Here is a 14,765-nt window from a genome sequence, read left to right on the forward strand (position 1 = left end):
TCACCGCGGCCGGCGGGCGTCCACCGGGAACCCGAAGTCCGTGTGGACCCCGGGGCTGAACCCGACGTGATCGGGTGGCCGGTCGGCCAGTCCGGGCAGCCCGACGGAGGCCATCAGGCCGTCGTCGAGCGCGAGCACCTCGGCGTCGTGGACGGGCCACGGCTCGTGCTGGTTGGGGACGTAGAGCGTGCGACCGCCCCACCGCGTGTGCAGGCCCCACCGAGCGCTCAGGAAGTGGTCGAGCTCGGTGCTCTCGCGCGCCGCCCCGGCACGTACGACGACGTGGCTGGAGGCGCGTACGCCGGGCCAGCGCAGCCGGGCGTCGTAGGTGTGCTCGTCGCCCTGCACGCGGTAGCGCATCCGCGCCCAGCGGTACGGGACGCCGAACCCGGCTCGGGCGCCGGCGACCACCGCGGCGCGGTCGGTGTCGAGGCTGAGGAACACGATCCCGCGCCGGCCGGTGTCGTCGACGGAGTAGAGCCGCACGTTGGTCTCGAGGAAGGTCCCCGCCCACGGCACGGGGTGGCTGCGGCCGAACCCGGCGCCGACCATGCGGAACGGGATCAGGCCGACGTAAGTGCGCCCCTCGAAGGTGTCGGGTCGCACGCCCGGTGGCATCCGGTGCGCGACCAGAGCCGGGTCGACCGCCCAGTGCAGGAACGTCAGGTCGCGCCAGCCCTGGCTCATCAGCACGCGGCCCGACAGCTCTGGCGCAACGGACGACACGGGTTCGATCACTCGGCCAGCCTAGGCACGGCCCACACGTCGGGACGACGGCGAGCGATCGCCCCACCCAACCTAGGCTCGAGCCATGACGGAGTTCCAGGTGACGCGGTGGCGCGAGCTGCCGTCGATGGTGGCAGCGAGGTCGGGCGACGAGACCGCGAAGGTCCAGCTCGCGGCGAGGTTCCAGGAGGCCATCGACGAGGCCGCGATGCGGCTCGGCGACACCGGGTCGACCGACTACCTCGAGGGCTGGGAGCGATCGCCCTGGACCGAGGCCGACGGCTCACCAGCGGAGGTGCTCGACCGCGTGGCCGCCGAGCTCGACCGCGAGTGGCCCGCGGACCGGATCGCCGGCTACCTCGACGGGCTGTCCGGATGAACCGCCTCGCAGGGCTGCTCGGCGATCACAGGCCCGTGCTCCTCGACGGCGGCATGGGCACGCTGCTGCAGGACAGCGGTCTCGAGGACGGTGCTCCGGGTGAGCTCTGGAATCTGGAGAACCAGGAGGCCGTCCGCGCGGCACACACGGCGTACGCCGAGGCGGGCGCACGCGTCCTGACCACCAACACGTTCGGCGGGACGCGACCGCGCCTCGACATGCATGGCCTCGGCGACCGCCTCGCCGAGGTGAACCGGTCGGCCGCGCAGGTCGCGCGGTCGGTCGCCGACGAGCACGGCCTGCTCGTCGCGGGCGACCTCGGGCCGACCGGCGAGCTGCTGGCGCCGCTGGGCGTGCTCACCGGCGAGGAGGCGCAGGCGCTGTTCGCCGAGCAGCTGACCGCGCTGGTCGACGGTGGCATCGACCTCGTCCTGGTCGAGACGCTGAGCGACCTTGCCGAGGCGGACGCCGCGCTTGCAGCCGCGCGTGAGGTCGCACCCGACCTGCCGGTCGTGGTGACCCTGAGCTTCGACACCAACCTCCGCTCGATGATGGGCGTCCGGCCCGGCGACGCCGTCACCCACCTCGCAGCGGCCGGCGCCGACGCGGTCGGGGCCAACTGCGGTCGCGGCCCGGAGGAGATGGAGCTCATCGCCGCCGAGATGGTGGCCGCGCGACCCGACGGCCTGCTCCTGGTCGCCCAGTCCAACGCCGGCCTCCCGCAGGTGGTCGGCGACCACTTCGAGTACGACGCCAGCGCCGAGGACATGGCGGCCCACGCCGGTCGCCTCACGGACCTCGGCATCGACGTGGTCGGCGGGTGCTGCGGTTCGACGCCGGTCCACATCGCGGCGATGGCCGCCCTCCTCGGACGGGCCGGCGCACGACGCTGACCTCCCGGAGGGCTCAGGCCCGGGGATCGTCCAGCACGTCGCGCCACGAGTGCTGCGGGTCGAACCCGACCAGCTCGCGTGCCTTGTCGATGGCGTAGAAGGTCTCGTCGCGCCCCATCTCCCGGCGCACCTCGACCCCGTCGTAGAAGTGGTCGATGACCTCGGACGTCGTCGCGGCCACCGACATGTCGGCGTTCGCGACGTTGAAGACCTCGTAGCCCAGGCCGTCGGTCTCGAGGCAGCGCTGCACCATCTGGCCGAGGTCGCGCACGTCGATGTAGGCGAACAGGTTGCGCCGCCGCAGCGACGGGTCCTCGAGGAACGGCGGGAACAGCTCGGCGTACTCGTGCGGCTCGATGACGTTGTTGATCCGCAGGCCGTAGATGTCGGCGCCCGACCGCGCATGGAACGACCTGGCCGTCACCTCGCCCGCGACCTTCGACATCGCGTACGAGTCCTCCGGGACCGTCGGGTGCTCCTCGTCGACGGGCACGTAGAGCGGCTTTCGCTCACCCTGGGCGAAGCAGACGCCGTACGTCGTCTCCGAGCTCGCGAAGATGACCTTGCGGATGCCGAGCCGGGTCGTGGCCTCGAGGACGTGGTAGGTGCTGAGCGTGTTGGTCGCGTAGGTCGCGGCGTCCGGCTGCCGGAGGATCGCCGGGATCGCGGCGAAGTGCACGACCGCGTCGTACGTCGGCTTCTGCGGCAGGTCGAGCTCCTCGAACGTCGCCAGGCCGGCGAGGGCGGAGTAGACCTCGCCGGCATCGGTGAGGTCCACCCGGAGGTCGGCCACGTCGGGGTGGTCGAGGGGCACCAGGTCGGCGTTGGTGACCTGGTGGCCCTGCTGGGCGAGGAAGGGAGCGACGTGCTTGCCGGCCTTGCCGCTGCCGCCGGTGAAGAAGATGCGCATGGTCCCTTCCTACCGGGCCGGTCCTCATCCGGTGTTGGCGACGGCGCGCACGATGGAGGCATGAAGTCAGCACCCCTCGTCCTCGCCGGACTCGTCGCGGCACTCGCGGCCGGGTGTGCCGACAGCGCCTCGTCCGGAGCGCTGGGCGAGGTCACGAGCGAGGGTGAGGACGCGTGGCCCTTCGTCGTCGAGGAGGTCGACCGCTTCGACGAGCCCTGGGCGATGGCGTTCCTGCCGGACGGCGACCTGCTGGTCACCGAGCGCAGCGGCACCCTCCACCTGCGCGACGCCGACAGCGGCGAGCGGGTCGAGGTCGCCGGCACGCCGACAGTGGTGGACAGCGGGCAGGCCGGTCTCGGCGACGTCCTGCCGGGCCCGACGTACGCCGACGACGGGACGATCTACCTGAGCTGGGCCGAGGAGGGCGCCGGCGGGACGGGGGCTGCCGTCGGCCGGGCACGCCTGGCGACCGACGGGGGCGAGCCGAGGTTGGAGGACCTGGAGGTCATCTGGCGCCAGACGCCGAAGACCGGCGGCGACGGGCACCTGAGCCACCGGCTTGCGCTCTCACCCGACGGCGAGCACCTCTTCGTGTCCTCCGGCGACCGGCAGCAGGGAGCGCCTGCGCAGGACACCAGCAACACCCTGGGCACGATCGTGCGACTCACCCTCGACGGCGACCCCGCTCCCGGCAACCCGCTGGCGGACCGGGGCGGGGTCACGGCGGAGATCTGGAGCTGGGGCCACCGCAACCCGCTGGGCCTCGAGTTCGCGCCCGACGGGACGCTCTGGTCCTCCGAGATGGGTCCCGAGGGTGGCGACGAGCTGAACCTGGTCGAGGCCGGGTCCAACTACGGGTGGCCGGAGGTGTCGAACGGCAGCGACTACGGCGGCGGCGAGATCCCCGACCACTCCGAGGGCGACGGCTATGCCGCACCGGCGATGTCGTGGAACCCGAGCATCTCCCCGGGGAGCCTGATGGTCTACGGCGGCGACCGCTTCGCCGACTGGCAGGGCGACGCGTTCCTCGGTGCGCTGTCCGGCGAGGCGCTGGTCCGGGTCGACCTCGACGGGACGAGCGCCGGCGAGGCCGAGGTCTACGACCTGGGTGAGCGGATCCGGTCCGTGGAGGAGGGACCCGACGGAGCGATCTGGCTCCTCGAGGACGAGGGCTCCGGCCGCCTGCTGCGCCTCACACCTGCGGCCGAGTCGTCCTGAGGCACCGAGCGCCACGTGCAAAGGGTTCGTCGGTCGGCGCCGCACTGATCTAGTGTCGGCCGACGTGACGGAATCCATGATCTCGGCGCGGGGACTGCGCAAGTCGTTCGGGGACTTCGAGGCGGTGAAGGGCATCGACGTCGAGGTCCGCAAGGGCGAGGCCTTCGGCTTCCTCGGCCCCAACGGCGCCGGCAAGTCGAGCACGATGCGGATGATCGCGTCGGTCAGCCCGGTGACATCCGGTGAGCTGCGGATCTTCGGCATGGACCCGGCCACCGACGGACCGGCGATCCGCGGGCGTCTCGGCGTCTGCCCGCAGGAGGACACGCTCGACAACGAGCTCAACGTCTTCGACAACCTCTACATCTACGGCCGCTACTTCGGCATCGACCGCGCCACCTGCCGCGACCGCGCCACCGAGCTGCTCGAGTTCGCGCAGATCACCGAGAAGGCGAAGTCCAAGGTCGAGGACCTCTCCGGCGGCATGAAGCGGCGCCTCACGATCGCCCGCAGCCTGATCAACAACCCCGACCTCCTGCTGCTCGACGAGCCGACCACCGGCCTCGACCCGCAGGCCCGCCACGTCCTGTGGGACCAGCTCTTCCGCCTGAAGCAGGCCGGCGTGACGCTCGTGATCACCACCCACTACATGGACGAGGCCGAGCAGCTCTGCGACCGTCTCGTCGTGATGGACAAGGGCCTCATCGCGGCCGAGGGCTCGCCGCGCGAGCTCATCGACGCGCACTCGACCCGCGAGGTCGCCGAGCTGCGCTTCGGAGTCGGCGAGCACGAGGGCCTGGCCGGCAAGGTCGAGGACCTCGGCGAGCGCGTCGAGGTGCTCCCCGACCGGCTGCTCGTCTACTCCGACCACGGCGAGGAGGTCGTCACGGCGGTCCTCGACCGCGGCCTCCAGCCGATCGCGACGCTCGTCCGCCGCTCCACCCTCGAGGACGTCTTCCTGCGCCTCACCGGCCGGAGCCTGGCCGACTGATGGCAACCGACACCAGCCCCGTCACGTCGCGGCCCGCCGGCACCCTGTCGGCGTACGAGGGGTTCACGCGGCAGTACGACTACTGGCTCACCGTCTACAAGCGCACCTGGCGCGGGGGAGTGGTGAGCTCGTTCGCCACCCCGCTGTTCTACGTCGTCGCGATGGGCGTGCTGCTCGGCGGCTTCATCGACGCCGACCCGGAGCGGCTCGAGGGGGCGGCGTCCTACCTCGCCTTCGTCGTGCCCGGCCTCGTCGCGGCGCATGCGATGACGATCGCGGTCAGCGAGTCGACGTACCCCGTGATGGGCGCGATCAAGTGGCACAAGACGTTCTACGCCCAGCTCGCGACGCCGCTCGCGGTGCGCGACCTGGTCAACGCGTTCCTGGGGTTCGTGCTGTTCCGGGTCGCGTCGGCATGCGCGGTCTTCATGCTCGTGCTGGCGCCCTTCGGCGTCTTCGAGAGCTGGTGGGGACCGTTCCTCGCGTGGGTCTCGCAGGTGCTGGTCGGGATGGCCTTCGCGACGCTGACCTTCGGCTACTCAGCGCGGCTGAAGTCCGAGGAGGGCTTCGGCGTTCTGTTCCGCCTCGGCGTGCTGCCGCTCACGCTGTTCTCCGGGGCGTTCTTCCCGATCACCAACCTCGGGCCGGTGCTGGAGTGGGTCGCCCGGCTGACCCCGCTGTGGCACGGCGTCTCCCTGTCGCGGATGCTCTGCCTCGACACGGTCGACTGGCCGCTCGCCGCGCTCAACGCGGGCGTCCTGGTCGTGCTCTCCGTCGTCGGCTGGCGCTGGGCCGTCACCGGCCTCGAGAAGCGGCTGGAGTCCTGACATGGCCCTCGTGACCGCAATCCCGGCGCCCCTGACGCCGGTGCACGCCGCCCGCGTGCTGGTGCTGCGCAACTTCGTCGTCTACAAGTCCGCCTGGAAGCTCTTCCTGACGGGCTTCCTCGAGCCGGTGCTCTACCTCTTCTCCATCGGCATCGGCGTGGGCCAGCTGATCGACTCGTTCGAGTTCCACGGCGAGCAGGTGCCGTACGCCGCATTCGTCGCACCGGCGATGCTTGCCACCTCGGCCTTCAACGGTGCGCTCCTCGACAGCACGTTCAACGTGTTCTTCAAGCTCAAGTACGAAAAGCTCTACGACCAGATGCTCGCCACCCCGCTGACCACCGGCGACATCGCGCGCGGGGAGATCACGTGGGGCCTGCTCCGCGGCTCGGTCTACTCCGCCGCCTTCCTCGTCGTGATGCTGGCGATGGGGCTGGTCGACTCGTGGTGGGCGGTGCTGGCGCTGCCGGCGGCCATCCTCATCGCGTTCGCCTTCTCTGCGGTCTGCATGGCGCTGACGACATGGATGACGAGCTGGCAGGACTTCGACAAGATCACGCTCGCCCAGATGCCGCTCTTCCTGTTCTCGGCGACGTTCTTCCCGGTCGAGGCGTTCGGCGACGGCGTCCTGCGCTGGATCGTCGAGGCCACTCCGCTCTACCGAGGCGTCGTGCTGTGCCGCGAGCTCACGACGGGTGTCGTGACCTGGGAGTCGGCGGTCTCGGTCGTCTACCTCGTCGTGATGGGCATCGTCGGCCTGCTCGTCGTACGCCGTCGTCTGGATGCGCTGCTGCTCACCTGACCCTCTGGTCAGGAAGTCCCGCCGGACCTAGGTTGCTGGGCATGGACTCCTACGCACAGGGCGACGCCGCACCGGCACTGCTGGAGGAGACGATCGGCGCCAGCCTCGCGCGGACAGTGGCGGCGTACGCCGACCGCGAGGCGCTCGTCGAGTGCGCGAGCGGTCGTCGGTGGACGTGGGCCGAGCTCGACCGCGACGTCGACGACGTCGCGCGCGGTCTGATCGGGGCCGGTATCGAGAAGGGTGACCGCGTCGGCATCTGGGGCCCGAACAGCGCCGAGTGGACGCTCGTCCAGCTCGCGACCGCGAAGATCGGCGCGATCCTGGTCAACGTCAACCCGTCCTACCGCACCCACGAGTTCGCCTACGTCGTGAACCAGAGCGGGATGCGGTTGCTGGTGAGCGCGACGACGTTCAAGACCAGCGACTACCGCGCGATGATCGCGGACACGGCCGAGCAGAACGCGAGCCTGGAGCGCGTCGTCCACCTCGACGACGCGCACAGCTGGGCGGGGCTGCTGGCTGCCGGGGAGGGCGTCGGCCCGGACGACCTGCAAACGCGCGCGGCGTCGCTCGACCCCCACGATCCGATCAACATCCAGTACACGTCGGGCACGACAGGCTTCCCCAAGGGAGCCACCCTGAGCCACCGCAACATCCTCAACAACGGCTACCTCGTGGGCGAGACCTGCCGCTACACCGAGGCCGACCGGGTCTGCATCCCGGTGCCCTTCTACCACTGCTTCGGCATGGTGATGGGCAACCTCGCGTGCACCACCCACGGCGCGACGATGATCATCCCGGCGCCGGGCTTCGACCCGTCCCTCACGCTCCGTGCGGTCTCCGACGAGAGGTGCACGTCGCTCTACGGCGTGCCCACGATGTTCATCGCCGAGTGGGCACTGCCGGACCTGTCGGCGTACGACCTCGGCACCGTGCGCACCGGCATCATGGCCGGCTCGCCGTGCCCCGAGGAGATGATGAAGAAGCTCATCGACGCGGGCATCGACGAGATGACGATCGCGTACGGCATGACCGAGACGTCGCCCGTCTCGACGCAGACCCGCACCGACGACTCGCTCGAGCGCAAGGTCGGCACGGTGGGGCGCGTCGCCCCGCACCTCGAGGTCAGGATCGTCGATCCCGTCACCGGGGACACGCTGCCGCGGGGCGAGGCGGGGGAGTTCTGCACCCGCGGCTACTCCGTGATGCTCGGGTACTGGCAGGACGAGGAGAAGACGCGCGAGGCCATCGACGCCGACGGCTGGATGCACACCGGCGACCTCGGCGTGATGGACGACGACGGCTACCTCCGGATCACCGGACGCATCAAGGACATGGTCATCCGCGGCGGGGAGAACATCTATCCCCGCGAGATCGAGGAGTTCCTCTACACCCACCCCGACATCGAGGACGTTCAGGTCGTGGGCGTCCCCGACGACAAGTACGGCGAGGAGCTGTGCGCGTGGCTGCGGATGCGGCCGGGCACCCAGCCGCTCGACACCGACGCCGTACGCGCCTTCGCCAACGGCAAGCTGGCGCACTACAAGATCCCGCGCTACGTCATGGTCGTCGAGGAGTTCCCGATGACCGTGACCGGCAAGGTGCGCAAGGTCGAGATCCGCGAGGTCTCGACGCGCGAGCTCGGCCTCGCCTAGGTCGCTCGCTCACCTCGGACCAGCGCCGGTCGCGTGCCAGGTGGTCCCGTCATTGCCTCCCTCAGCTCGAGTCGTGCGCGGCTCATCCGGCTCTTCACGGTGCCGTTCGGGATGCCGAGCATGAACGCGGCCTCGCGAGTGGTCAGTCCGTCGAGGACCCTGGCCTGGACCACGGCGCGCAGCTCGGGCGAGAGGCGCTCCAGTGCGACGCCGACAGTGCTGTACTGCACCCGCGCCAACACCTCCTCCTCCGCGGACGCTGCGTCGGAGCTGCGCAGGGTGACCAGGAGATCGACGACGTCCCTGCGCGGCTGGAGTCGGTGCAGGAGCGACCGGATCGCGATGCCCCACAGCCAGGCGCCCACCTCGCCCTCGGCCCGCCACCCCGGGTTGCGCCACACGGCCAGGAAGGTGTCGGACACCGCCTCGTCCACGATCGAGGTGTCGGCGCACCGGTGCGTCAGGCGTGCTGTCAACCACGGCCCGTGACGGAGGAAGAGCTCATGGAGTGCGCCCCAGTCCTCAGCGCGCACGCCGACGACCAGCTCGGCATCGCTCGCCTGCGCCCATCCGCCGTCAGTCTCCATGGCCTGCACGTCCTCTTGTGCCCACGACCCCCGCGGTGTCCCACCATGATCCTCGTCCGGACGGACCGGTCTGGACCGGCGAACCGTCGGGAGGTCGGCGAGGCACAACTGATGAGGCCCCGTCCGGGACCAGTCCGGAGACATCCCCATGACCAGACTCATGATCGGCGCCGTGATCGGCGCAGGAGTTCTCGCGGCAGTGCCCGCGATCGCGATCGCCGGCAACGTCCTCGTCGACCACGGACGGGGACCCACGGTGGTCCACGACGTCGCGTATGCGGGTGTCCGCACCCAGGTGCACTCCTGGGCGCGCGACGGTGGCACCGACGTGCGCCTCATGGTGCGTGGCCTGCCCGCCAACCGCCCCTTCGGTGCACACGTCCACGTGACCCCCTGCGGCACCGACCCGCTGGCGTCAGGAGGCCACTACCAGCACGGCACGACGGGCACCCTGGCCGAACGTGAGGTGTGGCTGGACTTCACCACGGACGAGGAGGGCAACGGCGTGGGTTCGACCCACATTTCGTGGCTCATCGCCGCCGGCACCGCGGGCTCCGTGGTGATCCACGCCAACCCGACCAACACGACGACCGGTGCGGCAGGCCCCAGACAGGTGTGCACGAACGTGCCGTTCGGGGAGTAGCCCGCGGCTCAGCCGAGGACCTTCTGCAGCCAGGTGAGGTCGATCCACCGGTCGAACTTGCGCCCGGCGCCCCGCATGGTGCCCACCACCTCGAAGCCGCAGGCGCGGTGCAGGGCGAGGCTCGCGTCATTGGGCAGGGCGACGCCGGCCACGACGAGGTGCACACCGTCGTCGACCAGCAGCGCCAGGAGGGTTTCGTACAGGGCCCGGCCGGTGCCGAGTCCCTGGTGATCGGGCGCGACGTAGACGCCTGTCTCGCGGGTGTGGAGGTAGGCCGGCCTGGGCCGGTAGGGAGCCGAGCTCGCATAGCCGACGACGGTGCCGCGGTGCTCGGCGACGAGGAAGTGCTCGCCGGGCCCGTCCGCGGCCAGCTTGTCCCGCCACAGCTCCATCGGGCGCGGCTCGAGGTCGAAGGTGGCGTGGCCCTCGAGCGCCTCACGGGCATAGATCTGGGAGAGCTCGAGCAGGTCGGCAGGAACCGCGCGACGGATGTCCATTCCCCCATTGTCCCCGGCTGACCGGCTGGTTGGATGTCGGGCATGAGCATCACTCCCGACACCAAGGACTGGACCTGGGTGCTCGAGCGCCCGTGCGTGGAGTGCGGCTTCGACCCCGCCGCGCAGGGACTGGACGACCTGCCGCGGTTGGTCCACGACACCGCGATGACGTGGTCGGAGGTGCTGGCGCGCGGTGACGTCGGCGAGCGGCCTGCGCCGGACGTGTGGTCGCCCCTGGAGTACGGCTGTCACGTCCGCGACGTGCACGTCCTGTTCGCCCAGCGGCTCCGGCTGATGCTCGACGAGGACGAGCCGACCTTCGCCAACTGGGACCAGGACGCCACCGCCGTCAAGAGCGACTACGGGAATCAGGACGCCACGGAGGTGGCGATCGAGCTGATTGAGGCGGCGGGCAGCGTCGCCGGGATCTACGCCGCCGTCACCGACGCGACGCGCGGTCGCCGCGGCCTGCGCTCCAACGGCGATGTCTTCTCCGTCGAGTCCCTCGGCAGCTACCACCTGCACGACGTCGTCCACCACCTCCACGACGTCGGGGCGGGCGATGGGTGACGCCTCCGACGAGACCGTCCGCGCGTACGACCTCGACGCGGTGGCGTACGCCGGCCGCACGCAGGTGTCGGACGGCGTCCGCGCCGACCTCGAGGAGCTCGCCGCCGTCCTCGGCGCGGGGGCGCGGGTGCTGGAGATCGGGTCCGGCGGCGGCCGCGACGCGCTGCTGATGGAGGCGCTCGGGCTGCACGTGCGACGCACCGACATCACACCCGGCTTCGTCACGCTACTGCGGGAGCAGGGACATGCCTGCGACCTGCTCGACCCGCTCGTCGACGACCTGTCCTCGCCGGACGGCCCGTACGACGGGGTGTGGGCGAACGCCTCCCTGCTGCATGTCCGGCGCGGCGACCTGCCCGTGGTCCTCCGACGGCTCGCCGGCGTGACGCAGCCCGGCGGCGTGCTCCGGATCTCGGTCAAGGAGGGTGACGGCGACGGCTGGTCGACCCACGGCACCGTCCGCAACCCGCGCCACTTCACCTACTGGCGGGCAGCCGCGCTCGAGGAGGTCGTCGCCGGTGCCGGGTGGTCGGCCGTGCCTGTCCGGTCCGGACTGGAGGGTACGCAGGGGGAGACCTGGCTCGAGCTGTCAGCGGCTCGTGATGAGGTGTCCCGGTGAGGCACACGGAGTTCTGGTCGCGGCTCGACCACGCGCTGGGCCTCGCCTACTCCCGCACGTGGGCCGAGGTCACGGTCGTCCGCGACCTCGACGGGCGTACGACCCGGGAGGCGCTCGACGCCGGCGTCCCGCCGAAGCAGGTCTGGGCGGCCGTGTGGCGACAGCTCGAGCTCCCGGACACCGAGAGGTGAGCCACCGGGTCGACGCCGGCCTCGACCTCGAGGCCGTCCAGCGCCACACGGTCCGCACCCTCGTGGTCTCGCAGGCTGTCGGCGCCGTCGGGGTGACCATCGGCGTCGCGACCGCATCGCTCCTGGCGCGCGACATCTCCGGCAGCGAGACGATGGCCGGGCTGGCGCAGACCTTCCAGGTGCTCGGCACTGCCGGGGCGGCGTACGGACTGGCGCGGATGATGCGCCGCCGCGGCCGGCGCGTCGGCCTGGTCACCGGCTACCTCATGGGTGCGGCCGGTGCCGTGCTCGCCGTGGTGGCCGGCGTCGTCGACTCGATGCTGGTGCTGCTCGCGGGTGCGCTGCTGCTGGGCGCGACCACCGCGGTCAACAGTGCGTCGCGCTACGCCGCCACCGACCTCGCGACCGAGGAGCACCGTGCGCGGGCGCTCTCGGTGGTCGTGTGGGCCACGACGATCGGCGCCGTCGCCGGCCCTAACCTCGTCGGTGTTGGCGGCTCGACCGCCCGGCGGCTCGGGATCCCCGAGCTCACCGGCGGCTTCGCCATCGGCGCCGTCGTGCTCGTCCTGGCCGCCGGCTGGGTCTGGGTGCGGCTGCGCCCCGACCCGCTGCTCGTGGCGCAGGCGTCGGCCGGTGTGACGCCGACCGAGGGCGTCGAACCGCGCGGCCGGTCGTGGGGGCGCTTCGTCGAGGTCGTCTGCGACGTGCCGGAGGTCGGCGCTGCCGTCGTCGCGATGGCGTGCGCCCACGCGGCGATGGTGACCGTGATGATCATGACGCCGCTCCACATGGAGCACGGCGGAGCCCACCTCGAGGTCATCGGGTTCGTCATCTCGATCCACGTGCTCGGCATGTTCGCCTTCTCGCCGGTGGTCGGATGGGCCGCGGACCGGTTCGGTCGCTCGAGCGTGCTGGTGACCGGGGGAGTGGTGCTGCTGGTCTCGCTGGCGCTGTGCGGCCTGTCGCCCGAGGGCTCGTCGTGGCAGATCTTCACGGGCCTCTTCCTGCTGGGGCTGGGCTGGTCGTGCGCGACGGTGGCCGCCTCGACCGTGATCGCCGACCGCACACCGATCGACGCGCGCACCGACGTGCAGGGCACCTCGGACATGGCGATGTCGCTGACCGCCGCGGGCGGCGGAGCGCTGGCCGGCGTGATCGTCGGGAGCGTGGGCTACCCCGCGCTCGCCGCGTTCGCCGCCCTACTGGCCGGCACCGTGGTGGTCGCCGGGCGCGTCACCCGCCGGCACTCCTGAACACGCCGCGACACGCCGCGTTCGAACGCCTGCATCGAACACCTGTTCGGGCTACTGTGCGTCCACAGGTACGACGCCGGGCGAGGTTCTCCACAGCATCAGACGGTCCTGATCAGGGACTGTCAGTGGCTCGCCCTAGCGTCGCAGACGTACCGACACAACGACGAGAGAACGGGACACAGCAATGGCTGGAGCAGACCGCGAGAAGGCCCTCGATGCCGCGCTCGCACAGGTGGAGAAGCAGTTCGGCAAGGGTTCGGTCATGCGACTGGGCGACGAGACGCGTGCCCCGCTCGAGGTGATCCCCACGGGGTCGATCGCCCTCGACGTGGCCCTCGGCCTGGGCGGCCTGCCGCGCGGTCGGGTCGTGGAGATCTACGGTCCGGAGTCCTCCGGAAAGACGACGGTCGCCCTCCACGCGGTGGCCAGCGCCCAGGCGGCCGGCGGCATCGTCGCCTTCATCGACGCCGAGCACGCGCTCGACCCCGACTACGCCAAGGCGCTTGGGTGCGACACCGACGCCCTCCTCGTCTCGCAGCCCGACTCGGGGGAGCAGGCGCTCGAGATCGCCGACATGCTGATCCGCTCCGGCGCCCTGTCGCTGATCGTCATCGACTCCGTCGCGGCGCTGGTGCCCCGTGCCGAGATCGAGGGCGAGATGGGCGACAGCCACGTCGGCCTCCAGGCCCGGCTGATGAGCCAGGCGCTCCGCAAGATGACCGGTGCGCTCAACAACTCCGGCACGACCGCCATCTTCATCAACCAGCTGCGCGAGAAGATCGGCGTGATGTTCGGCTCGCCCGAGACGACGACCGGTGGTCGTGCGCTGAAGTTCTACTCCTCGGTGCGCCTCGACGTGCGTCGCATCGAGACGCTCAAGGACGGCACCGACATGGTCGGTAACCGCACCCGCGTCAAGGTCGTGAAGAACAAGGTCGCCCCGCCGTTCAAGCAGGCCGAGTTCGACATCATGTACGGCAAGGGCATCAGCCGCGAGGGCGGCCTGATCGACGTCGGCGTCGAGGCGGGCATCATTCGCAAGGCCGGCGCCTGGTACACCTACGAGGGCGACCAGCTCGGCCAGGGCAAGGAGAACTCGCGCACCTTCCTCAAGGACAACCCCGACCTCGCCAACGAGATCGAGAAGCTGATCCTGGAGAAGCTGGGCGTCACTCCGGCCGTCGACAAGCCCGCCGACGACCTGAGCGACGAGCCCATCGGGGTCAACGACTTCTGATGTCGGAGTCACGGCCTGCCCCTGACTGGGCCGGTGACGTCAGCCTCGGCGTGAAGGCGTGGGTGGGGGAGTCCCCACCCACGCCCTCCGAGGAGCGGCCGTTCGGCGAGCGTCGCAGCAAGGGGCGCGGTCGCAAGGGTGGTCGCGGTCGCACCAAGACCTGGGCCGAGCGCGAGGCGGCCCGGGCGGCGGCCGCGCAGGCCCGTACGGCCGAGGTGCAGGCCGACCCCGAGGGCGTGGGCCGCACGATCCTGCTCGACTCGCTGACCGGTCAAGCGCGCACCCGCAAGGAGCTCGCCGACAAGCTGGCCCAGCGCGACGTGCCCGACGAGGTCGCCGCCGAGCTGCTCGACCGGTTCACCGAGGTCGGCCTGATCGACGACTCGGCCTATGCCCGGCAGTGGGTGGAGAGCCGACACCGCAGTCGCGGGCTCGCGCCGCGGGCGCTCGCGCAGGAGCTGCGTCGCAAGGGTGTGGGCGACGAGGAGGCCAAGGAGGCCCTCGAGCAGATCGACGAGGACGACCAGCGCTCGGCAGCCCGCGCGCTCGTCGACAAGAAGCTCCGCTCGATGGCCGGCCTCGACCGGCAGGTCGCCACGCGGCGGCTCGCCGGGCTGCTGGCCCGCAAGGGCTACGGCGCCGGCCTGGCGTTCTCGGTGGTCCGGGAGGCGCTCGCGGAGCTCGACGACGGCGACGACGACCTCGAGCCACCGCTCGAGTTCTGACCACCCCCTTCCGTGGCGCGACCCGCCTCTGCTGGGATG

General features: G+C 71.1%; 18 protein-coding genes. 14 read left to right on the plus strand and 4 right to left on the minus strand.

Annotated elements, in window-relative coordinates:
* Nucleotides 1–738, minus strand: coding sequence for a YqjF family protein (locus EUA94_RS11195; RefSeq protein WP_242494809.1), 738 nt, complete (start codon nt 736–738; stop codon nt 1–3).
* 73 nt (nt 739–811) lie between these two features.
* On the opposite strand from EUA94_RS11195, the gene EUA94_RS11200 reads away from it, so the two are divergent.
* On the plus strand, nt 812–1,105 hold the full coding sequence (locus EUA94_RS11200) for a virulence factor (RefSeq protein ID WP_129426969.1): 294 nt from the start codon (nt 812–814) through the stop codon (nt 1,103–1,105).
* On the plus strand, nt 1,102–1,998 hold the full coding sequence (locus tag EUA94_RS11205) for a homocysteine S-methyltransferase family protein (RefSeq protein WP_129426970.1): 897 nt from the start codon (nt 1,102–1,104) through the stop codon (nt 1,996–1,998). The genes EUA94_RS11200 and EUA94_RS11205 overlap by 4 nt, the downstream gene beginning before the upstream one ends.
* A 13-nt stretch (nt 1,999–2,011) precedes the next feature.
* On the opposite strand, the gene EUA94_RS11210 is transcribed toward EUA94_RS11205, so the two are convergent.
* Nucleotides 2,012–2,908: an NAD-dependent epimerase/dehydratase family protein gene (locus tag EUA94_RS11210; protein ID WP_129426971.1), complete on the minus strand. Its 897-nt coding sequence runs from the start codon at nt 2,906–2,908 to the stop codon at nt 2,012–2,014.
* Nucleotides 2,909–2,968: 60 nt separating this feature from the next.
* On the opposite strand from EUA94_RS11210, the gene EUA94_RS11215 reads away from it, so the two are divergent.
* From EUA94_RS11215 to EUA94_RS11235, 5 genes are all read left to right on the plus strand, one after another.
* A complete protein-coding gene (locus EUA94_RS11215; RefSeq protein WP_129426972.1) occupies nt 2,969–4,126 on the plus strand; it encodes a PQQ-dependent sugar dehydrogenase in 1,158 nt (385 codons plus the stop codon).
* Nucleotides 4,127–4,190: 64 nt separating this feature from the next.
* Nucleotides 4,191–5,117: an ABC transporter ATP-binding protein gene (locus tag EUA94_RS11220; RefSeq protein ID WP_242494810.1), complete on the plus strand. Its 927-nt coding sequence runs from the start codon at nt 4,191–4,193 to the stop codon at nt 5,115–5,117.
* Complete coding sequence (locus tag EUA94_RS11225) at nt 5,117–5,944, plus strand: ABC transporter permease (RefSeq protein ID WP_129426973.1); 828 nt, start codon at nt 5,117–5,119, stop codon at nt 5,942–5,944. The genes EUA94_RS11220 and EUA94_RS11225 overlap by 1 nt, the downstream gene beginning before the upstream one ends.
* A gap of 1 nt (nt 5,945) precedes the next feature.
* Nucleotides 5,946–6,746 (plus strand): ABC transporter permease, encoded by an 801-nt coding sequence (locus EUA94_RS11230; protein ID WP_129426974.1) that lies wholly within the window; start codon nt 5,946–5,948, stop codon nt 6,744–6,746.
* A 41-nt stretch (nt 6,747–6,787) separates the two neighbouring features.
* A complete protein-coding gene (locus tag EUA94_RS11235) occupies nt 6,788–8,404 on the plus strand; it encodes an AMP-binding protein (RefSeq protein ID WP_129426975.1) in 1,617 nt (538 codons plus the stop codon).
* Here the strand turns inward: EUA94_RS11235 and EUA94_RS11240 are convergent.
* Entirely contained in the window at nt 8,401–8,991 is a 591-nt protein-coding gene (locus tag EUA94_RS11240) for an RNA polymerase sigma factor (protein ID WP_129426976.1), read from the minus strand. The two genes, EUA94_RS11235 and EUA94_RS11240, sit on opposite strands and share 4 nt — an antisense overlap.
* 148 nt (nt 8,992–9,139) lie before the next feature.
* Here EUA94_RS11240 and EUA94_RS11245 point away from each other — a divergent pair, with 148 nt between their 5' ends.
* Nucleotides 9,140–9,634, plus strand: coding sequence for a superoxide dismutase family protein (locus EUA94_RS11245; protein ID WP_129426977.1), 495 nt, complete (start codon nt 9,140–9,142; stop codon nt 9,632–9,634).
* An 8-nt stretch (nt 9,635–9,642) separates the two neighbouring features.
* Here the strand turns inward: EUA94_RS11245 and EUA94_RS11250 are convergent, their stop codons facing one another.
* Nucleotides 9,643–10,131 carry a GNAT family N-acetyltransferase gene (locus EUA94_RS11250; protein WP_129426978.1) on the minus strand — a complete coding sequence of 163 codons (489 nt, stop codon included), beginning with the start codon at nt 10,129–10,131 and terminating at the stop codon, nt 9,643–9,645.
* A gap of 42 nt (nt 10,132–10,173) precedes the next feature.
* Between EUA94_RS11250 and EUA94_RS11255 the strand changes: the two genes are divergently transcribed.
* The 6 genes from EUA94_RS11255 to EUA94_RS11280 all read left to right on the plus strand — a co-directional run bounded on the left by EUA94_RS11255 (nt 10,174) and on the right by EUA94_RS11280 (nt 14,726).
* On the plus strand, nt 10,174–10,701 hold the full coding sequence (locus EUA94_RS11255) for a DinB family protein (RefSeq protein WP_129426979.1): 528 nt from the start codon (nt 10,174–10,176) through the stop codon (nt 10,699–10,701).
* Nucleotides 10,694–11,320 carry a class I SAM-dependent methyltransferase gene (locus EUA94_RS11260; protein ID WP_129426980.1) on the plus strand — a complete coding sequence of 209 codons (627 nt, stop codon included), beginning with the start codon at nt 10,694–10,696 and terminating at the stop codon, nt 11,318–11,320. The genes EUA94_RS11255 and EUA94_RS11260 overlap by 8 nt, the downstream gene beginning before the upstream one ends.
* Nucleotides 11,317–11,511 (plus strand): DUF3046 domain-containing protein, encoded by a 195-nt coding sequence (locus EUA94_RS11265; protein ID WP_129426981.1) that lies wholly within the window; start codon nt 11,317–11,319, stop codon nt 11,509–11,511. Before EUA94_RS11260 ends, EUA94_RS11265 begins: the two co-directional genes overlap by 4 nt.
* The gene (locus EUA94_RS11270; protein WP_129426982.1) at nt 11,508–12,764 is read left to right on the plus strand and encodes an MFS transporter; all 1,257 of its coding nucleotides are present in this window, start codon (nt 11,508–11,510) and stop codon (nt 12,762–12,764) included. Before EUA94_RS11265 ends, EUA94_RS11270 begins: the two co-directional genes overlap by 4 nt.
* A gap of 184 nt (nt 12,765–12,948) precedes the next feature.
* Complete coding sequence (recA, locus tag EUA94_RS11275; protein WP_129426983.1) at nt 12,949–14,001, plus strand: recombinase RecA; 1,053 nt, start codon at nt 12,949–12,951, stop codon at nt 13,999–14,001.
* Nucleotides 14,001–14,726: a regulatory protein RecX gene (locus EUA94_RS11280; protein ID WP_129426984.1), complete on the plus strand. Its 726-nt coding sequence runs from the start codon at nt 14,001–14,003 to the stop codon at nt 14,724–14,726. Before recA ends, EUA94_RS11280 begins: the two co-directional genes overlap by 1 nt.
* The last annotated feature ends 39 nt before the right edge of the window (nt 14,727–14,765 follow it).

The organism is Nocardioides zhouii (assembly GCF_004137345.1).
Classification (GTDB): domain Bacteria; phylum Actinomycetota; class Actinomycetes; order Propionibacteriales; family Nocardioidaceae; genus Nocardioides; species Nocardioides zhouii.